The sequence below is a fragment of the Paracoccus acridae genome, assembly GCF_014642735.1.
GTDB lineage: Bacteria > Pseudomonadota > Alphaproteobacteria > Rhodobacterales > Rhodobacteraceae > Paracoccus > Paracoccus acridae.
This window is the reverse complement of the sequence record NZ_BMIV01000032.1, coordinates 1-19,028: the sequence shown is the minus strand read 5'-3', so window position 1 is coordinate 19,028 and position 19,028 is coordinate 1. Positions and strand designations below refer to the sequence as shown.

The window sequence follows — 19,028 nt, the reverse complement described above, 5'->3', positions numbered from 1 at the left end:
GCTCCACGAGGTGGTGGAAAGGCTGGGCAAGACGGCGGCCAGTGCCGAGGACTTCCCGGCCTTTATCGTCAACCGCATCCTGATGCCGATGATCAACGAGGCGGTCTATACGCTTTACGAAGGCGTGGGCAACGTGAAGTCCATCGACAGCGCGATGAAGCTTGGCACCAACCATCCGATGGGTCCGCTGGAACTGGCCGACTTCATCGGGCTGGACACCTGCCTGGCGATCATGAACGTGCTGCACGACGGCCTGGCCGACACCAAGTACCGCCCCTGCCCGCTCTTGACCAAATACGTCGAGGCCGGATGGCTGGGCCGCAAGACCGGCCGGGGCTTCTACGACTATCGCGGAGAAACGCCGGTTCCGACACGGTGAGGGGGAGGCGGGGACGGAACTGGTGATCGCAGGTCTGGAGGGCATCGGGGTGGGCTGTGGGTCATCACGCGCCAGGCACGAAGCAAGCCGCGTGGCAAGGTTCCTGCCCGATCGCCAGCCCAGCGAACCCACGTTTTCGTGAAGTGCCGCGATTGTTGCACAGGATGAGCCTGAGAGATGCGAAGATAAAGCGACCACATCGCACATATGGAGCCGAAAGCATGAAGTCCTCATTGGGTCTTTCGCTCTTGGCGCTGGCCTGTACGACCGTCATGGCCGTGGCACAGGACAGGTCGATGAGCTTTTTCGTGACCAGCCAGAACCCGGGGGGCGGGGGCAACCTGGGCGGACTGGAAGGCGCCGACGCGCATTGCACGGCACTGGCCGAGGCGGCCGGAGCCACGGGCAAGACATGGCGCGCCTATCTCTCGAGCAGCACGGTCGATGCGCGCGACAGGATCGGAGAGGGACCCTGGCACAACGCGGCCGGCACCCTGATTGCCGAGAATGTCGAGGCCCTTCACGGCGATGGGAACCACATCTCGAAGGAAACTGCCCTTGATGAATCCGGGAAGCCTGTCAACGGGCGGGGTGACGATCCCAACCGCCACGATATTCTGACCGGATCAATGCCTGACGGCACCGCGGCCGAGCAGACCTGTTCCGACTGGACAAGCGGAACCGAAGGTTCGGCCATGGTAGGCCACCATGACCGGATGGGGCTGGATGATTCCACGGCGGCAAAGTCGTGGAATTCTTCCCATCCCTCGCGCGGCTGCGACATCCCTGCGCTGCAGGGCACGGGAGGCGACGGCCTGTTCTATTGTTTCGCTGCCGACTAGGGCCAACCCCTTCACCGGGGCAGAGAGGCAGGCGGATAGCGGTTTGCGGTCTGTCGTGACGACCTGGCAACCGGGCTTCCAAAGCGGAAAGGTCTGGCCGGGTCAGGCTTGCCCGATCACCCTTCCGAATTCAGCCGCATCCGGGCGCGCTGTTCGCGGCGCTGCTGTTCCCGGCCCAGGTGGATGGATTGTTCCACGAAATCCAGGTGGTCGCGTGCAGCCTTTTCGCTGCGTTGCGGATCGCCTGCCTGGATCGCGTCGATGATCTCGAGATGCTGGTCCAGAAGCTTGCGGCCGGTGCCGTCGATGCTGCGCAGCAGGTCGCGATTGTAGAAGATGCCGCGACGCGTCAGGTCGAAGACCGAGGCCATCATATGGATCAGGGTGGTGTTGTGGCTGGCGTCCACGACGGCGCTGTGCAGCCGCGCATCGGCCTCTCGCTCGCCCTCGCGGTCATCGGCTTTCCAGGCGATCTGGAGATCGTCGCGAATGGCCGCAAGCCGTTCCTTGTCGGCGGGGGTGGCCCGCTGGGCAGCAAGGCGGGCAGAAAACGCCTCCTGCTCGCGCCGGTATTCCAGATAATCGTGGAATGCCTCGCCGTGGCGCGCATAAAGCGCCAACATCGCGGGCGACATGGCGCGTCCGGTCAGTTCGGCGATATAGGTGCCATCCCCATGGCGGATGGTCACGAGATTGCGGCTTTCAAGGACTTGCAGCGCCTCGCGCAACTTGGGCCGCGAGACCTGGAAGGCATCCGACATCTCGCGTTCCGAAGGAAGACGCGCCCCCCCCTTCAGGATGCCATCGACGATCATCGTCTCGATCCTGTCCACGACCGCCTGGACGACTGATTCGTGTTCCACAGGTTCGAAAACCTTTGCCGCGATCATGGGGCGCAACCCTCCTGGGCTGCAACGCGCAGCCTGTGTCCAACATAATTTACCTTGGGCAAGCCGCAATTCAAGCAATTGTAGGCGGGATCAACCCTTTGCAGCGGATGTATTTATTCATTCCGGTCTGCACAGCTGCCGAACCTTCCGTTCGGCAGGCGGGACAGGACGCCAAGCGCGAAGGTCCGAAAGTTCATTGATTCATGCCAGAGGATCATATTATTTACCTCTTGCGATATTTATCCTGTCGCCCCGGGGTGGAGCGGGTCAAAAGAGTGGAGGAGCCGATCTGACAACGGCTGAAAGGTATGGTCCCCGTGGCGGGGCCGTGCTGCAATCCAGCACCCGACCGGCGGGAAACTTCCCTTTCGACATTCACGACATGACAAGCAGGGCCGAACCGACCCCTGCCTGCCGCATGAAAGCCGCAAGGACCGCAGTCTGAAAAACCCGGCACGGAGGAAAAGCCGGGGCGGCACAACAAAACGGCGGGCTTGCCCGTCATCCGAGGAGGAACGATGCCTGACATCATCATATTCATTCTGGCCCTGCTGCCGATCGCCACGGTTTTCGTGCTGCTGGTCGTCATGGCGCGGTCGGCTAGCTTTTCCATGCTCGTGGCCTATCTGGTCACGGCGGCCACGGCCCTGCTGGTCTGGGGCACCGACCTGAACATGGTTCTTGGCGCCACCGCAAACGGGGCCATCACCGCGATCAGCCTGCTGTACATCATCTTTGGCGCGATCCTGCTGTTGTTCACGCTTGAGGAAAGCGGCGGCATCCGGTCGATCCGAAGCGGCTTCACCAGCATCTCGCCCGACCGGCGCGTTCAGGCCATCATCATCGCCTGGATGTTCGGCTCTCTGATCGAGGGCGCCTCGGGCTTCGGCACGCCTGCGGCCATCGCCGCCCCGCTGCTGGTCGCCATCGGCTTTCCCGCCATGGCCGCGGTCCTTGTGACGCTGATCATCCAGAGCACGCCGGTATCCTTCGGCGCCGTCGGCACCCCGATCCTGGTCGGCGTGAACACCGGCCTGGGCGGCCAGGAGATCGTCGAGACGACCATCGCGCCCATGGCCTATACCGACTATCTGCTGGAGATCGCCGTGAAGGTCGCCACCATCCACGGTCTTGTCGGCTTCCTGATCCCGCTGATCCTGGTGGGGATGCTGACGCGTTTCTTTGGCGCCAACCGGTCCTTCATCGAAGGTTTCCGCATCTGGAAATTCGCGCTGTTTGCGGGCTTTGCCTTTACCGTCCCCTACTGGATCATTGCCAATCTGCTGGGGCCGGAGTTCCCGTCGCTGCTGGGCGGCATCATCGGCCTGCTGATCGTCGTTCCCGCCGCACAGCGCGGCCTATTCATCCCGAGGGAGACCTTCGACTTTCCGCCCCGCAACCAGTGGGACGAGGCTTGGGTCGGCAAGCTGGACGATCTTGAGGATCATCACGCGACCCGCCCGGTCATGCCCCTGATGAAGGCCTGGGCGCCCTATGTCCTGGTCGTGGCCCTGCTGATCATCACCCGCGCCGTCGGGCCGGTGAAGGCCTGGCTGAACTCGCCCGAGGTCACCATTGCGCTGGACAACCTGTTCAGTTCGGGCATCAACGCGCGGGTGCAGGTGCTGTATCTGCCCGGGACGGTGCTGATCCTCGTCTCGCTCATCACGTTCTTCCTGCATGGCATGAAGGGGCGCGACTATCTCCAGGCGCTGAAATCCTCGGCCTCGACCATGATCGCCGCTGCGCCTGCGCTGCTTCTGGCGGTGCCGATGGTGCAGGTGTTCATCAATTCGGCATCGGATACGCTGCAAAGCATGCCGATCGTCCTGGCCGAAGGCGTGTCGTCCGTCGTGGGAGAGGCATGGCCGATGTTTGCGCCGCTGATCGGGTCGATGGGCGCCTTTGTCGCCGGATCGAACACCGTCAGCAACATGATGTTCTCGCTGTTCCAGTTCTCGACCGCCGAACAGATCGGTCTGGGCGCGGCGGGCGCGGGCACCGTCGTGGCGCTGCAAGCCATCGGCGGGGCGGCCGGCAACATGATCTGCGTGCATAACGTGGTGGCCGCATCCGCAACGGTGGGCCTGGTCAACCGCGAGGGCGCGATCATCCGCATGACCCTGATTCCGATGACCTATTACATCATCCAGGGCGGGCTGATCGGCTTTGCGCTGCTGGCTGGCGGGTTCAACATGTGGTGGATCGCGGCGGTGATCTGGGCGGCAGCGGTGCTGTTCCTGATGTCGCAGAACCGCAGCCGCCTTCCCGCGCTGTCGAGGACCTGAAGAACAATGGTCGCAAAGCCCAATCCCCGCGTCGGTCTGTTCGTGACCTGCCTTGTCGATGCGATCCGGCCGGGGATCGGCTTTGCGGCCATCCAGCTGCTGGAGGAAGCAGGATGCCGGGTCGAGGTGCCGCAGGGCCAGACCTGCTGCGGCCAGCCGGCGCTGAACAGCGGCGATGACACCGACGCGGCCCATCTGGCCCGCCAGACCATCGCCGCCTTCGAAGGGTGCGACCATGTCGTCCTCCCCTCGGGGTCCTGCGCGGGAACGATGGTCCATGCCTATCCCGAACTGCTGGCGGGCGACCCCCAATGGGCCGCCCGCGCCACCGCCTTTGCCGCCAAGACCCACGAGATCACCAGCTTTCTGGTGGATGTCATGGGCTATCGGCCGCAAGGCCGCCGGCTGGATGCCTCGGCGACCTATCACGACAGTTGCGCGGGGTTGCGCGAACTGCGCATCGCCGCACAGCCCCGCGCGCTTCTTGCCGAAGTCGAGGGGCTTCAGATGCGGCCGCTTGAAGGCAACGATGTGTGTTGCGGCTTCGGCGGCACCTTCTGCGTGAAATACCCGCAGATTTCCGAGGCCATCACCACCGAGAAGGCCGAGGCCATCGAACGCAGCGGGGCCGATATCCTGCTGGCGGGCGACCTGGGCTGCCTGATGAACATGGCGGGCAAGCTGCACCGGCGCGGCGCCAGGACGCGCTGCTTCCACACCATCGAGGTTCTGGCAGGCCATGCGGACGGCCCCGCCATCGGCGAAGAAGGGTGACCATGACCGTGCCGCAGCCAAGCTTCAAGGAACGCGCTGCCGCCGCGCTGTCGGACGGCGCGCTGAAGATCGCCATCGACCGCACCACCGGCACCGCCGAACGCAAGCGCGCAGCCGCCTTGGCGACATTCCCCGAATTCGACGCCGCGCGCGCCAAGGGCAAGGCGATCAAGAACCACGTCATTGCCCATCTTGACCATTACCTCGAGATGTTCGAGCGAAACGCCACCGCCGCCGGAGCGCAGGTCCATTGGGCCACGGACGACGCCGAGGCGCGGGCCATCGTCACCCGCATCTGCCTGGACGCAAATGCCAAGCTGGTCACCCGGTCGAAATCCATGCTGGGCGAGGAGATCGGCCTGCCTCATGCCCTGGCCGATGCCGGGATCGAACGGGTCGAGACGGACCTGGCCGAACACATCATCCAGCTTGCGGGCGAACGGCCGTCGCATATCGTCTGGCCCGCCATGCACCGCACGCGCGAACAGGTGGCCAATCTGTTCAGGACGGGCCACAACCCGCCCCCCGCCGCCGAGGATCCGGGGACCATGGTGCAAAGCGCCCGGCGCGAATTGCGCGCCAAGTTCCTGGCCGCCGACATCGGCATCTCGGGCGCGAACTTCCTGGTCGCGGACACGGGCGCCACCTGCACCGTCACCAACGAAGGCAATGCCGAGCTGACCACCACGCCGCCGCGCATCCATATCGTGACGGCGGGGATCGAGAAGCTGGTGCCCTCGACCGCGCACGCCTTTGCGCTGCTGCGGCTGCTGGTGCGGTCCGCCACCGGCGGCGAGATGACGCAATACACGACCTTCCATCACGGACCCAGGCGTCCCGGCGACGCCGACGGTCCCGAGGAAATGCACATCGTCCTGGTGGACAACGGCCGCACGCGGATGCTGGCCGACGAGTTCCGCGAGATGCTGCGCTGCATCCGCTGCGGCGCCTGCATGAACCATTGCGTCGTTTATCGCCAGATCGGCGGGCATGCCTATGGCGGCACCTATCCCGGTCCGATGGGCGCTGTGCTGACGCCGGTGCTGGATGGGTTGGCGCCGTCGCGCGACCTGGCGCAGGCCTGCACCATGAACGGCCGCTGCGCCGAGGTCTGCCCCGTGGGCATTCCGCTGCCCACCCTTCTGCGCGCCTGGCGCCGCCGAAGCTGGCGCGAACGGCTGGAACCCGGCAGCGTCCGCGCAGGCATCGGTCTTTGGGCCATGCTTGCGCGGCGGCCTGCCCTTTACCGCCTGGCCAGCCGGATCGGCGTGCGTGCCCTGCGGCTGCTGGGGCGGCGGGGCTGGATCAGCAGGCTGCCGCTGGCGGGGGGGTGGACCGCCTATCGCGACATGCCGCGCCCGTCGGGCCGGACCTTCATGGAACAGTATCGCGCCGAACAGGCCAGGCGAGAGGGTGGCAGATGACCGCACGCGACCGCATCCTGTCCGCCATCCGAAACAGCCTGGGTCCCCGGCGGCCGGATCCTGACGCCATCGCCGCGGAAGCCGCAGCCCTGCTGGCGGACCCGCAGGTAACCCGGCCCCCGCTTGCGGCACCGGACCTGGCCGAGGCCTTCGCCCTGAAGGCCATGGCCTTGGGCACCACCATTGACCACGTCCCCGACATGGCCGCCGTCCCTGCCGCCCTGCGCCGCTATCTTGCGGACCATGGCCTGCCCGGTGTCGCGCTTCAGCCGGCGGCGGAACTGGCGGCGCTTGACTGGGACGGGACCGCCATCCACACGGACATCGCCGCGGACGAGGCCGCAGGCCTGGGCCTGGCCCGATGGGGCATCGCCGAAAGCGGATCGCTGGTGATCCATTCGGGATCCGACAACCCGATCCTTCTGTCCTTTCTGCCGCTGCATCACATTCTTGTCCTGCGCCGGAACGACCTGTTGCCTCATCTGGAGGACTATGCCGCCGCGATGCAGGGGAGGGCGCAGCCCCGCAACGCCATCCTGATCACCGGCCCCAGCGGCACGACCGATATCGAGGGCAGCTATGTCCGGGGCGCCCACGGTCCCGGCTTCCTGCATGTCCTTCTGGTCGGTCCTTGATGCCACCCCGGCAGCCCGGCCTGTCAGTGGGCAGAGGCTTTCCAATCCGGCCTCTTTGGGCTAATCGGCCCACTGGCATTTCGACCTTGCCTGACAAATTGTGGTCCCGCAGAACGCCCCCCCACCTGGCTGGCCTGTAACAACAGCATGGCCCGGGCGTCGGGACCCGTGAATGGCACGGCGGCAGGCACCCCGTGCAGATTGAAGGACCTTGCCGATGCAATCCCCCGCGCCCCTGACCGTCTTTGCCCTTGTCGCCGTCGCCACCACGGCAATCGTCTGCGGCGACACGGCAGGCAAGCTGTTGACGCAGGCGGGCGTGCAGCCGCTGTTCGTGGCCTGGTCGCGCTTTGCGCTTGCCGCGGCGGTTCTTGCCTGGCCGCTGGGCCTGCGGCGGGCCAACCTGCGCAGCCTGCTGGACTGGCGGCTGATCCTGCGGGCGGTGCTGATCGTGGCCAGCATCGCCTCGATCCTCAGCGCGCTGCAGACCGAGCCCATCGCGAACGTGTTCGGCGTCTTCTTCATCGGGCCGATGGTGGCCTATGCGCTGTCGGCCCTGTTGCTGGGCGAGCGCGTGTCATGGCTTCGGACGGCGATGCTTGTTCTGGGCTTTGCGGGCGTGCTGATGGTGGTCCAGCCCGGCGCTGACATGGGAAGGGGCATGGTCTTCGCGCTCATGGCCGGGCTGTTCTATGGCGCCTATCTGACGGCAACGCGTTGGCTGGCACCGTTTCATCCCTCGCCTTTCCTGCTGGCCTCGCAACTGGTCATCGGGGCTGTGCTTCTGCTTCCTGCGGGCCTTTCGGCCATTCCATCCGCCGGTGACTGGCAGGTCTGGACCCTGGTGATCGTCAGTTCGCTGGCCTCGGCCTTTGGCAACTATCTGCTGGTCGTGGTCAACCGGACGACGCCTGCAACGGTGTCGGCGCCCTTGATCTATTTCCAGCTGATCGCGGCCACCGTGATCGGATTTCTTGTCTTCGGCGATTGGCCCGACCCCGTGGCGCTGCTGGGCCTTGCTGTCATCTTCGCTTCGGGCCTTGGGGGATTGGTGCTGGCACCTCGGCTCAAGACGCCGGCGGGTTCTGCCGGACCTGCCACGTAGATCGGGCGACCACCACGGGCATCGGGACGCGCCTGATCCGGTTTGCCGCCAAGGTTGACCTCAAGGGCATGACGCACCTGCCTCCGAATCCACGCCAGACCTGTCCTTCAGCCTTGGCCTGATCGAGAGGACGCCAGCCAATCTTCTGATTTTCCTTCTCTTCTTGAAAGAGGGTCTTGATGATCCTGTTCGGAATACCCATGTAGGGGATTGACCAAGCTGCAATGATGTCCATCGGCCGCTTGCAAATCCCTGCACAGCTGCGTGCGATTTCTGCCGGGTCTTTTTGCCGGGTCGCCTTTGACGGGACCGTGGCAGATGACCCTTGCAAGAGAGGAGTTTCCTTCATGACTGCATCAAAGACTCTTTTCCGGGCCACGCGCTCGGAAACCCGCGCGGATGTCACCGATCGCGCGGCTCGTGAGATCATCGATGCCGAAGCTGCTGCCCGCAACCAGCGGATTGCCCGGCTCAGATCGCTTCGTCTTCAAAGCGAAGCCGCCGCGCGCCAGGTGTCGAAAGCAAAGCCCGCTGCGAAGCCACGCAAGAAAGCGGGCTGAGGTCCGATTGCCGCGAACGGGCATGAGGGTGCCGGGGCCGGATCATGACCCGCAAGACTGTGCCCGGACAGGCAAGAGGCCCCGCCACGAATGTGGCATGGGCTTCCTCACTCCACTTCGGGCAGGAAGGATCGCCCAGGTTGACCGCACATCCCGGTCGGCGCGGCTAGCCTGTCAGCCTCGGCGTGCCTTGCGGGCCGCGTAACGCTGGTCGCGCATGGCCTTGCGCATGGCTTCATCGTCAAGGACGCGGGTGATCCGCTGGTTCTCGGCGCGCTCGCGGGCGTCGGCCTCTGCCGTGGCTGCCTTGGCCAGGGCGGCTTCACGTTCGCGAGTCTCCGCTTCCAGACGAGCCTGCTCCTCAAGCTTGGCCTGTTCGCGTGCCGTTTGGCGGGCTTCCCGCGCTTCGGCAATCCGGATGCGTTCCTGTTGCCGGGCTTCGCGTTCGGGCGAGGCTTTCTGAGCCGCCCGATAGGCTTGAAGAAGGGCGGCTTTTGCTTCCGTGGCGGTGCCGCGGCGTTCAGCGAGTTCGGTTTTCTTGATGGCTCTCAAATCTCTGCTCCAGGTGTTTGACATGGTGATGCTTGTCCGGGCTTTGCCCTTCCCGGCAGGGCAGCGAGGTCATGGCGTCTTGCCGTGCGACTTCACGCTGTCTTGCCAGGAAAAGGCCAGGCAAGCTGCCTGGCCCGGATTCCGGGATGCCCTGTCAGAAGAAGGCTGTTGCGCAGATGACAAGGGCAAGTCACGTGCTTATGCGGCTTGCAGGTTGCTGGCCGACATCTTGCCCGACTTGCGGTCGCGCTCCAGGTCATAGGACAGCGTCTGGCCCTCGACGAGTTCGCCCAGGCCCGAGCGTTCGACAGCCGAAATGTGGACGAATGCGTCCGGGCCGCCGTTGTCAGGCTGAATGAAGCCGAAGCCTTTGGTGGAATTGAACCATTTGACGATGCCGGTGGCCATGATGAACCCTTTCAAGGCAAGTGAGTTGGCCGCGGCGCCCGGGCGCAGCGGCAAGGCATGGCGAATTTCAAAGGGAGATCAGTTCAGAACGCGGTGCCAAACGCGCAACAATCATAGCTCGGCAGACAAATATCGGTAGGCAGCAGATAGGAGCGGCCGGTCCCCTTGTCAAGGCCGCGAGGAACGGCGCCACGATGGGCCGGGGCCTGCCGCCCCGTATCGGTCGGCCTGACCCGGCAGAGGCTAGGCCGTGATCAGCCCCATCTTCTCGGCCCGCAACAGCAGCGACCGCACGGACGACGGATACCACTTCGAACTGCCGCGTGGGGTGCGTTCGCGCATGTCCTCCAGCCGCTTGGCAATGCCGGCCAGCGTCAGGTCGGGATCGGCATGGCGCATCCCGGCGATGATGGCCAGCAGCCGGTCATCCGCCGTGCGGCGCGGGGCGCGGTCCAGCACCGTCGCAGGCAAAAGCCCGTCGCGGACATAGCGGCGCGCGGCGCGCTTCAGCCGCTCGACCGTCCAGGGCTGGCCCGTGCGCGTGCCCAGAAGCCGGGTCAGGTCGTCCCAGGCCATCCCGGGCCGGTGGCGGCGCACCAAGGGCAGCCAGGTGTCGGCCGTGGCTTCGAGCTTCTGGAAGTAGGTCTCGTCCCGGGCCACGCGCAGCTTGCGGATCGCCTCTCGGTCGCCGGCCTTCAGCGCCGGATTGCCCCCGACCCGTCCCTGCGCACGCGCGGCGCGCAGCCCGGCCTTGGTGCGTTCCCTGATCAGCGCGCGTTCCAGCTCCGCAACCGCCCCCATCACCTGCAGGCTGAACTTGCCCTGCGCCGTGGTGGTGTCGATCGGATCGCCCAGCGACCGGAAATGCGCGCCCTTGGCCTCCAGCGTCTCGATCACCTGCAACAGATGGCTCAGCGAACGCGCCAGCCGGTCAAGGCGGACCACCACCAGCGTCTCTCCGGGCCGGATCGTCGCCAGAAGCCGCGCGAGGGCAGGGCGGGTGCGGTCGGCGCCCGAGGCGTGCTCCTCGTGGATCACGGCACAGCCGGCCGCACGCAGCTCCATCCGCTGCGGATCAAGCGTCTGTTCGCCGGTCGAGACGCGGGCATAGCCGATGAGAGGCATGGTTGGCTCCAAGGTGGGGCTGTTTGTAGGTCCTGCATACACAATCAAGATGCGCAGGAAAACGGTCGTTTGACTATGATTTATACTCGTTGGTCGTCTGCTGCGTTGCTCAAGGCACAAGCTTTAGGTGCAGCAAAATCGGCGGCGAGAGGCATATGAGAAAGGGCAGGGGAGGGGAAAAACGGAGGGCCTAAGCAGGGCTCTCAAGTGTACGAAGGTAATCCGCACAACTATAAGATTGTGCGCCTTAAACGGAGAAAAGCGGTGTGCTAAACGTCGGTTTCGTTTTCCTCGGATTGATCACGTATTCCAGGGCCGCACCGTAATCGGCGATGGTTTCCTGAGTTCCTGATTGCGTTCGCCTGCAAGAGCAGCCAGTTCAACCGCGCCACTGTCGCAAGACGTCAAGCCATGTGCCTGCACAGTCCCAGGCATGAACGTGTCGCGTGATGATGGCGCTGTTGGTGCCAAGGATCAGCGGGGTAGCAGAGACCCTCCCCAAGTCCAATGGCGATCACCCGAAAATGGCTCTGGCGATCTGCTCAGGATCGATAGGCTTCTGGCAAAGTGGCACGCTTGCGTAGCGCGCGGGGATGGCCGCCGGGTCATAGCCGGTCGCGAACACTACGGGCACGCCCTGCGCCTGCAGCGCATCGACCAGATCATAGACCATCTCGCCGCCCAGGTTGATGTCGAGGATGGCGCCATCGAGGTGCCCTGTCCGCTCGATCAGCTTCATGGCCTCCAGGAGGGTGCCGACCGGTCCAATCACCGTGGCTCCCGCTTGTCCGATCATGGTCGCGAAGTCATGGGCGATGACGAAATCGTCCTCGACGATGAGGATCCTGCGCCCGGCAAGGGTCGGGTTACTGGTCATGGCTCGTTCCTGGCTTTCTGGATCCGCGGGCGAGCGGCAGGTCAATGGTGCAGCGCAGTTCCGTGCGGCCCAATTCATATGTGGTGGTCGCGCCGAGCGAATAGGGCAGCGCGCGCTCGATGAGCAGCCGCCCGTAGCCGCCGCCTCGCTCGGCCGCCGAGGGGCCTTCATCGGTCGGGGAAAGGTCGTCCTCGCGCCAGTCGATGAAGACCCGTTGGCCCTCATCCCCACTGCGCAGATACCAGGTCACGCTGAGCCGACCACCACCCTCGGATAGTGCCCCATACTTGCGCGCGTTGGTCGCAAGCTCGTGGACGACAAGGGCAAGGGTCTGCACATTGGTGGGTCGGATCCGGACCCAAGGCCCGTCGATCCGGACGCGCTCGCCTTCCTTGGCCCCGAGCGCCTGGAGTTCGAGCGTGAGCAGCGCGCGCAGGGTGATCGGTTCCTGCTGGGCGCGGGACAGAAGCCCCTGAACGCGCGAAAGCGCCGCCAGCCTGTGGCCGAACTCCTCGCGGAAGGCTTCGGTCGGACCCGTGTGCGCCATGGTCTGGTTGGCGATCGAGTTCACAACCCCGATCAGGTTTCTGGTGCGGTGCTGAAGCTCGGTGACAAGAAGCTCAAGGCGTTCCCGGCTCTCGACCTCTCCGGTCGCGTCATGGGAAAGACCACCGATACGCTGCACGTGTCCGTCCTTGCCCCAAAGCGGAAAATCGGTATTGCGGACCCAGCGGGTCTGGCCGTCGATGGGCCGAATGATCCGATAGGTCTCGGTCGCGTTCTCGCCCTTGCGGACGCGCCGCAGAAGGTCGAGCACCCGGTCCCGGTCATCCGGATGGATCAACTCCATCCAGCGCAGGACGTGATTGCCGCGCAGCGCCTCCTCGCGGGAAAGACCGTAGAGCGTTTCAAATGCCGGGCTCAGGTATTCATAGGCCAGGCTCTCGCATTCGCGGATCCACAGCACATCCGAAGAGGCCTCGCCGAACTGACGGAAGCGCGCCTCGCTTTCGCGCAGGGCTTCCTCGGTGGCCCGCCGCTCGGTCACGTCCTGTCCCACCTTGACGAAGCCGGTCACCGTGCCGTCGCGCGCGGTGAGAGGACGCGCAACACCTTCGATGAACACCCGCGAGCCGTCCTTGCGCATGTGAAAGCGGACGTTTGGCGCATGGCCCTTTTCCCGCGCTTCCCGCCGCTCGTTCTCGGGCACGCCGGCTGCGCGGTCCTCGGGCGTGTAGGTCATCTCCATGGCCTGACCCACCGCCTCCTCGGCGGTCCAGCCGAAAATCCGCTGCGCCCCCGGCGGCCAGAGCTGGATCCGGCCGTCGGGATCGGTGGTGAAGATGGCATAATCGGTTGCGGTCTCGACAATGGTGCGAAAGCGCTCCTCGCTCTCGCGCAGGGCCGCCTCGGCCGCGCGCCGGTCCGTCACGTCCCGGGCCGCACCCAGCCACTCGATGATCTGGCCTTCCGCATCCCTGATCGCCGCCGCCCGCGACAGCACCCACGCAATCCCGCCGGGATGCCTGACCCGGTGCTCGAGTTCCACGAGGTCCTCGTTTCCGGTCATATCCTTGATGGCTGCCTGCACCATCTCCCGGTCCTCGGAATGGACGAAATGCTCTTGCCAGTCCCGGCCGGCATGGGACAGGTCGGCAAGGAACCCGCGTCCGCGGAGATCGCGCATCTCGCGCCAGTCCGGGCTGATGCGGTAGACCACGTCGTTGCTTGCCGTCACGAAAGCTCTGAAGCGCTCTTCGGAGGCGCGCAACTCCTCAAGCTTGAGCAGGCGGTCGATCACCGGACCCAGAATGGTTGCATAGGTCCGCAGAAACTCGATGTGGTCCTGGTCGAAGTCTCGCGGCTGCGTGTCATCGACCTGAAGAAGGCCGTAAGCCTGCCTGCCGGGCCGGAAGACAGGCACGTTGACAAGGGACACCACGCCAGCCTCCTTCATGAAGGCGGGAACCTCGAAGCGGTCCTCGCGGGTAATATCCTGGCTGATGACGGGTTTGCCCCGCCGGATGGCATAGGTTTCCGAGGAATGCTCGTCCATGGGCAGGCGCACGTGACCCACCACTTCGGGGGCCCAGCCTACGCCCGCGCGCACCAAGAGGCTCTCGCCGCCCTTCTCGATTTCCAGCACCTTGGCCCGCCCGGTGCCGAGCGCCTCGCCCACCAGGCGGCAGGCCTCATGCAGCACCGCGTCCATATCCTCGGACTGGAGGGCCACGTCGCCGAAATCGGCCAGCACCTTGCGCTGCCTAAGCAGCACCTCGATCTTGTCGCGGTCGGGCATGGCAAACCTCGCTTCCTTCGGTCCTGACGGACCAGGAATAGAACGGGTGCATCCGGCATCGGGTTTCTTGCTAGAATGTGACAAAGGTTCTGGCGCCAGACGTCATACGGCGTCAGGGTCAGCACCCCCAGGCAGCGGCCCACCCAATCCTGAACCCTGCGGCTGTGAAAGAACGAGGCATGGCCGCAGTCATGCTGGATACAGAACAACCGCACCAGGACAAAGCCGTTCAGGATCGCGATCCCGACCGCCAGCCAGGAACTGATCGACATCGCGGCCTAGGCCAGCACCCAAAGCAACGTGAACGGCACCAGCGTGACAAGAAGCTCAAGGATACTCCGGGTGGTCGAAGGCTCACGATACCTTGCCAGGATCCGGACCCAAGCCTTGGCCGAACGCGTCTGCGCAGCCGACATGTCGTCGAAAGATATCATCATCACCGCCTTCGAGCTTGAGCCACGTATGACTATCGGCCCGCACGGCGTTACAATTGCAGCACCACTTAAAGACGGTATTCGGGCCAAACAAGGTCTGGAACATGGGAATGGAGTATTCGGTGCGGGGCTGGACTGAGCCGGGTCACTCTCACTCGAGACGCGACAGACCGCGCGACTGCTACTGCCGCGGCTTTGCCAATCACCGCCTTCCTCCCGTCTTCTGATAAACGGCTCTGCCCCCTTACATCGGCCTTGCACTGGGGGGGTGTTAGGGTCAGGAAAGTGGCCGTGACATATTCATCAGATCAGGCATCGCGATCCTTGGCCTCTCTTGGCTGGACGGCGTTCTTTGACGACCAGTTGGCTCCGACCGAAACGGGACTCGCAAGGATGCGCATCGCAACTGTTCACCGGGCCCGGCTGACTGCCGAGTCCTTGTCAGGGCCGATGCGGCTGACGCTGCCCGTCCATGCCAATACTGCAGATCATGCGGTCGGAGACTGGGTTCTGGTGGAGCCGGAAAGCCACCTGCTGATCCGCCGACTGGAGCGTAAGTCCCTGCTGCAGCGGCGCACCGAAGGGAGCCGTACCCTGCAGCTGATTGCAGCGAATGTGGATACGCTCTTCATCGTGACCTCCTGCAACGATGACCTGAACGTGGCGCGTCTCGAGCGCTACCTGGCGCTTGCAAACGAGGCTGGCACGACGCCGGTGATCGTTCTGACAAAGGCTGACCAGGTAAAGGATGCCGGCTCCTACCAGAGCCAGGTGGAAGGCCTGCAACGCGGGCTTGAGGTGGTGACGCTGAATGCCAGATCCCCAGAGGCGGCGCTGACACTCGCCCCCTGGTGCGGCGCGGGTCAGACGATCGCCCTTGTCGGCTCGTCTGGCGTGGGGAAGTCCTCACTGCTGAACACCCTTGCGGCAAAGTCGCCGGAAGCGGCGCAGCTGACAGGGAGCATCCGAGAGGCGGACGCCAAGGGCCGTCACACCACCACGTCCCGCTCGCTTCACGCCGTGACCGGGGGCGGTTGGGCCATCGACACGCCCGGGATCCGAACGCTTCATGTCAGCGACATTTCTGCGGGACTGGACGTGCTGTTTGCCGAGATCGCCGAGCTTGCTCCCTTTTGTCGCTTCGGTGACTGCACCCATTCCCATGAACCAGGATGCGCGGTTCTGACCGCAGTGGCTGCGGGAGCACTCGAGCAGGCGCGAGTGGATCGCTGGCGCAAGCTCGTGGAAGAGAACCGGAGCAATACACCATTGGAGGTCGGACCGCGTGGGAACAAGGCTGCCAGGATGCCAGGAAAGCGGCGCTGAGACAGGACCCAAACCCTTTGGCAAGCCAAAAGCACCAGAAAGAAAGGCAGCGGAGCGCGACCTCCGCCAAGTTGATGGCAAAGTGGGGTCGCGCTATGCTTTCATCTCATGGTGAGGGGGTGACATTGACAGACGAAGACCATGCTAACCTCATTCAGACTGCGGTCTTTAAACTGAATGCGGCGATTGAGGCGGCGGCCAAAGACGGGCTACTTTGTGAACTGATGACATTTCATAACCATGCCGACGCGCGGTCGATCCCCACACCTGTGGTCTTCGCAAAGCCTTACAGGCCGGTCTGATCCCGCTGAGAACTCTGCTCAATGCACGCGTCGGCGGGGCTCAGAGCGTCACAAGCTTTGAAGTGTCGTTTGTCTCCCGATCGATCAGGCGCAGCAGTTCCTGCTTTTCCGGCCCGAGGCCATCCTGCACAAGAAACTCACCCAGTCCGATATCACTGACGGAACCGCCGGACGGAAGGTTGGCTCGATGCCGGACAACAACCCGCCCGCTATCCTCGTAACGACACAAGCTCCAGCAGTCGCCGTTCTCGCTCGCATAGAGCGGCCTTTCTTGTCCGGGCATTTTTTTTCTCTCTTCTTGCGCCGTCGCCGCGTGTCGATTTTTGCTCGTGCCACAGGATTACCGAAAGAGCCTCTTGCTGCGTTCGGTAACTTGTGGCTCGGAAAGTTCCACAGGCTCCCCAAAGCATCTGCGTCTCGGCGAGATAGGCCCGAAGCCACTTTTCCTTTTAGGCTTCGGGCGGAAGACGGCGCAGCGTCAAGTCGGTGCTGTATCTTCCATCTTGGGAGATTTCGGAACTTTCCAGCGCAATTCGTTCGATCATGCCGTTGGTCTCCAGATGGCCCTCATGGAGTTCCGCGAACTCCGCTTTGGTCATGTCTGATCGTGTTCGAAGCAGGATCATATCTCCGACGTGTTCGACTGGGCCGGCGAGGGGCGGACTGCCTTCAAGTTTCAGAAAACCGTAGCTCATGCTCTTCTCCCGTTATTGGCCTCTCAGGAGGCAATAACAAACTGTCAGTCAAAGAATTGGTTCGACCCCGTCACGCATGATTATCATGACCGATGTTGGAAGGACCCAGCGACCCAGCAAGAGCACCACTGGAACTGCTCACGTCGCGGGATCGGCAGGTGGTTTTGAAGAACCGGAATAGAGGCTTCGGAGTTCGGCCTCCTCCACGCCGTCGGCCTTCATGACGAGCCGGATCATCGGATCGGCAAGCATCTCTTCCAGAAAGAAATCGGTCAGCGCCTTGCCGGTCAGCTTGTCCATTGCCACTGCCCGTTCGAGTTCCGCAAGGGGGACGGTCAATGTCCGGCTGAGACCCGGATGGGAAGCACGCGACTGAAGATGCACCAGAACGGAAGGCCGCCAGGTTTTGTCTCGGGCCTCGTCTTGCGGACCCGGGATCAGGGTTTCGACCTCGTATTCGCCGGCCGGAAGTATCTCATTGAAGCTTGGAAGTTCGAAGGGCCGTAAAAAGACGGCTGTTGTCTTGATCGATGCGGCCAATTCGTCTTCCTCCTCAAGATCTGCGATGGCAGATGCTCTGGCGCACCTGCTATCAGTTCCTGCGCTTGTGCAGGCCGGATGGCCACGGCGGAGAACTATCTGCATCACTGTTCGCGCACGCACGCCTCGTCCCCACGCTGGAAGCCCGGATTACACCGCCAGCGATTGCCGGAGTCATCAAGATGTGCGTTTTCAGGCAGGTCGATTGCAATGCAGGCGCTGTTCTGTTCGTCCGGCTCGTATCCGCGTTCGCACCGCCATCCTGGACCATGGGCCGTTGGATCGTGAAAGGCATGCTGTGGCGGAACAACGGGATCACACTGTTCGCCAACCTGAGCAAATCCCCGTTCACACGCCCAGGCATCGCCGTAGTCAGCATTGGTCAGGTAACCATTCTTCGGCACCACGATTGGGATGCACCTGTCTCCGCTGGCGGTGAAGCCTCGGTCGCAGGCCCATCCGGGTCCCCAGGAGCTGTCGCTCAGATAAGAGTGCTCCGGCAGAACAACAGAGACGCAAGTGTCCCGCTCTCGTCGGTATCCGCGCAGGCATTCCCAGTCATAACCGGAAGACTTCAGGAAGGCGTTCGCAGGCATCGGGATCGGAATGCAGAACGCTCCATCGACCTCCTTATAGCCCCGAAGGCAGGTCCATCCCGCACCGTAGGACCGTTTGGTGGCATAAGCGTTTTCGGGGACCTCGATCTTTACACACTCTGCGTCCTCCATCCGGTAGCCAAGGTCGCAATCCCAGCCTCCTCCATAGCTGCGGGCATACGCGTTTTCCGGGGGGGAACCGGCATCGCTCTGCGCAAGCACCGGAAAAGCGAGAAACGCAAGAACGCCTGCCAGCGGGGCAATCGCGACAATCATCCGCGCCAGGGACCTATGCTCGGGTTTGGGTGTCGGTATCATGAAACGCGTACCTTTCTCGCCAAGAGCTTTCCCGCTGATCGGTTCTTCCACCCGGCAATGAGGAAGACGTCTGGCACGGGGACAGCGATGTCACTGTCTGGGCCCATGCCGCAGGTTCTGGATAGGTCAGCCCTCATTGCTTGAACCGGCCATTTCGGACGGAGGGGCCGAGCCGGCACGTTCTACCGGCGCATCCAGGAGGGCGTCACGTTTCAACGCCAGACTGAGATAAGCCGACGAAGTCGGTCTCATCTCCGTCGGCCCGGAGTTATGTCCTTTCCCGTAGACCAGCAGATAGGCCCCTGTTTCCCTGTATGCGGCGAAACTGAGACCTTCGAGAAGCTCTTCCTCCACCAAGACCTCATAGCGACCGGGCGGGAACTCCTTGTCGGAACCGGGCACGACAAAAGCATGCTTGAATTCAACAACCGAGGTGCTGGTTCGTGTGAACATGTGATTTTCCTGGCTAAGAGCGCTGTGGGTTTTCTCGGGAAATGCCACGTCATCTTTCCAGCCGCGCAGGGGTCAGCGCTGTTTTCCATCCTCCGCCACCGAAAAAGGGCGGAGTTTGACCCCGCCCGAACCGTTGACGCTCGTAACTGGATGCTGCCCTAATCAGGCAAATGGCTCTTTTTCTCTGATGCGCCTTCGTGATCCGG

General features: G+C 63.7%; 22 protein-coding genes and 1 pseudogene. 11 read left to right on the top strand and 12 right to left on the bottom strand.

The genetic code is table 11. The annotated features are described in order from the left end of the window. Both IEX25_RS18805 and IEX25_RS18800 read left to right on the top strand, forming a co-directional pair. On the top strand, positions 1-379 hold a 379-nt coding region (locus IEX25_RS18805; protein WP_229665129.1), incomplete at its 5' end, for a 3-hydroxyacyl-CoA dehydrogenase family protein. Between the two features lie 221 nt (positions 380-600). After that, positions 601-1,221 carry a hypothetical protein gene (locus IEX25_RS18800; protein WP_188717193.1) on the top strand — a complete coding sequence of 207 codons (621 nt, stop codon included), beginning with the start codon at positions 601-603 and terminating at the stop codon, positions 1,219-1,221. 116 nt (positions 1,222-1,337) lie between these two features. Here the strand turns inward: IEX25_RS18800 and IEX25_RS18795 are convergent, their stop codons facing one another. Then, entirely contained in the window at positions 1,338-2,111 is a 774-nt protein-coding gene (locus tag IEX25_RS18795; protein WP_188717191.1) for a FadR/GntR family transcriptional regulator, read from the bottom strand. A gap of 518 nt (positions 2,112-2,629) precedes the next feature. On the opposite strand from IEX25_RS18795, the gene IEX25_RS18790 reads away from it, so the two are divergent. The 6 genes from IEX25_RS18790 to IEX25_RS20210 all read left to right on the top strand — a co-directional run bounded on the left by IEX25_RS18790 (position 2,630) and on the right by IEX25_RS20210 (position 8,897). Continuing rightward, positions 2,630-4,399, top strand: coding sequence for an L-lactate permease (locus IEX25_RS18790; RefSeq protein ID WP_188717189.1), 1,770 nt, complete (start codon positions 2,630-2,632; stop codon positions 4,397-4,399). A 6-nt stretch (positions 4,400-4,405) separates the two neighbouring features. Beyond that, positions 4,406-5,173, top strand: coding sequence for a (Fe-S)-binding protein (locus tag IEX25_RS18785; RefSeq protein ID WP_188717187.1), 768 nt, complete (start codon positions 4,406-4,408; stop codon positions 5,171-5,173). A 2-nt stretch (positions 5,174-5,175) separates the two neighbouring features. Next, positions 5,176-6,597, top strand: coding sequence for a lactate utilization protein B (locus IEX25_RS18780; protein WP_188717185.1), 1,422 nt, complete (start codon positions 5,176-5,178; stop codon positions 6,595-6,597). Then, complete coding sequence (locus IEX25_RS18775; RefSeq protein ID WP_188717183.1) at positions 6,594-7,232, top strand: LutC/YkgG family protein; 639 nt, start codon at positions 6,594-6,596, stop codon at positions 7,230-7,232. Before IEX25_RS18780 ends, IEX25_RS18775 begins: the two co-directional genes overlap by 4 nt. Positions 7,233-7,449: 217 nt before the next feature. Next, entirely contained in the window at positions 7,450-8,337 is an 888-nt protein-coding gene (locus IEX25_RS18770; protein ID WP_188717182.1) for a DMT family transporter, read from the top strand. 227 nt (positions 8,338-8,564) lie between these two features. Next, positions 8,565-8,897, top strand: a complete 333-nt coding sequence (locus tag IEX25_RS20210; protein ID WP_229665464.1) for a hypothetical protein — start codon at positions 8,565-8,567, stop codon at positions 8,895-8,897. Between the two features lie 174 nt (positions 8,898-9,071). On the opposite strand, the gene IEX25_RS18760 is transcribed toward IEX25_RS20210, so the two are convergent. From IEX25_RS18760 to IEX25_RS20400, 6 genes and pseudogenes are all read right to left on the bottom strand, one after another. Next, positions 9,072-9,473: a DUF6481 family protein gene (locus tag IEX25_RS18760; RefSeq protein WP_103174885.1), complete on the bottom strand. Its 402-nt coding sequence runs from the start codon at positions 9,471-9,473 to the stop codon at positions 9,072-9,074. 174 nt (positions 9,474-9,647) lie between these two features. After that, entirely contained in the window at positions 9,648-9,857 is a 210-nt protein-coding gene (locus tag IEX25_RS18755; protein ID WP_188717200.1) for a cold-shock protein, read from the bottom strand. 243 nt (positions 9,858-10,100) lie between these two features. Beyond that, the gene (locus IEX25_RS18750; RefSeq protein WP_188717180.1) at positions 10,101-10,982 is read right to left on the bottom strand and encodes a recombinase family protein; all 882 of its coding nucleotides are present in this window, start codon (positions 10,980-10,982) and stop codon (positions 10,101-10,103) included. A gap of 514 nt (positions 10,983-11,496) precedes the next feature. Further along, positions 11,497-11,859, bottom strand: coding sequence for a response regulator (locus tag IEX25_RS18745; RefSeq protein ID WP_188717178.1), 363 nt, complete (start codon positions 11,857-11,859; stop codon positions 11,497-11,499). After that, positions 11,849-14,158 (bottom strand): PAS domain S-box protein, encoded by a 2,310-nt coding sequence (locus IEX25_RS20205; RefSeq protein WP_229665462.1) that lies wholly within the window; start codon positions 14,156-14,158, stop codon positions 11,849-11,851. Before IEX25_RS20205 ends, IEX25_RS18745 begins: the two co-directional genes overlap by 11 nt. A 101-nt stretch (positions 14,159-14,259) precedes the next feature. Beyond that, positions 14,260-14,430: pseudogene (locus tag IEX25_RS20400) on the bottom strand (fatty acid desaturase); the annotation flags it as partial. 115 nt (positions 14,431-14,545) lie between these two features. Here IEX25_RS20400 and IEX25_RS18725 point away from each other — a divergent pair. The 3 genes from IEX25_RS18725 to IEX25_RS18715 all read left to right on the top strand — a co-directional run bounded on the left by IEX25_RS18725 (position 14,546) and on the right by IEX25_RS18715 (position 16,220). Then, positions 14,546-14,731, top strand: a complete 186-nt coding sequence (locus IEX25_RS18725; protein ID WP_188717202.1) for a hypothetical protein — start codon at positions 14,546-14,548, stop codon at positions 14,729-14,731. Between the two features lie 311 nt (positions 14,732-15,042). Further along, complete coding sequence (rsgA, locus tag IEX25_RS18720; protein WP_229665460.1) at positions 15,043-15,918, top strand: ribosome small subunit-dependent GTPase A; 876 nt, start codon at positions 15,043-15,045, stop codon at positions 15,916-15,918. 125 nt (positions 15,919-16,043) lie between these two features. Then, positions 16,044-16,220: a hypothetical protein gene (locus IEX25_RS18715; protein ID WP_188717175.1), complete on the top strand. Its 177-nt coding sequence runs from the start codon at positions 16,044-16,046 to the stop codon at positions 16,218-16,220. Between the two features lie 40 nt (positions 16,221-16,260). On the opposite strand, the gene IEX25_RS18710 is transcribed toward IEX25_RS18715, so the two are convergent. From IEX25_RS18710 to IEX25_RS18690, 5 genes are all read right to left on the bottom strand, one after another. Further along, entirely contained in the window at positions 16,261-16,503 is a 243-nt protein-coding gene (locus tag IEX25_RS18710; protein ID WP_188717173.1) for a hypothetical protein, read from the bottom strand. Between the two features lie 166 nt (positions 16,504-16,669). Next, the gene (locus IEX25_RS18705; RefSeq protein ID WP_188717171.1) at positions 16,670-16,915 is read right to left on the bottom strand and encodes a hypothetical protein; all 246 of its coding nucleotides are present in this window, start codon (positions 16,913-16,915) and stop codon (positions 16,670-16,672) included. A 138-nt stretch (positions 16,916-17,053) separates the two neighbouring features. Next, positions 17,054-17,455: a hypothetical protein gene (locus IEX25_RS18700; RefSeq protein ID WP_188717170.1), complete on the bottom strand. Its 402-nt coding sequence runs from the start codon at positions 17,453-17,455 to the stop codon at positions 17,054-17,056. A 104-nt stretch (positions 17,456-17,559) separates the two neighbouring features. Further along, positions 17,560-18,327, bottom strand: a complete 768-nt coding sequence (locus IEX25_RS18695) for a hypothetical protein (protein WP_229665459.1) — start codon at positions 18,325-18,327, stop codon at positions 17,560-17,562. A 168-nt stretch (positions 18,328-18,495) separates the two neighbouring features. Further along, entirely contained in the window at positions 18,496-18,870 is a 375-nt protein-coding gene (locus IEX25_RS18690) for a hypothetical protein (protein WP_188717166.1), read from the bottom strand. Between the last annotated feature and the right edge of the window lie 158 nt (positions 18,871-19,028).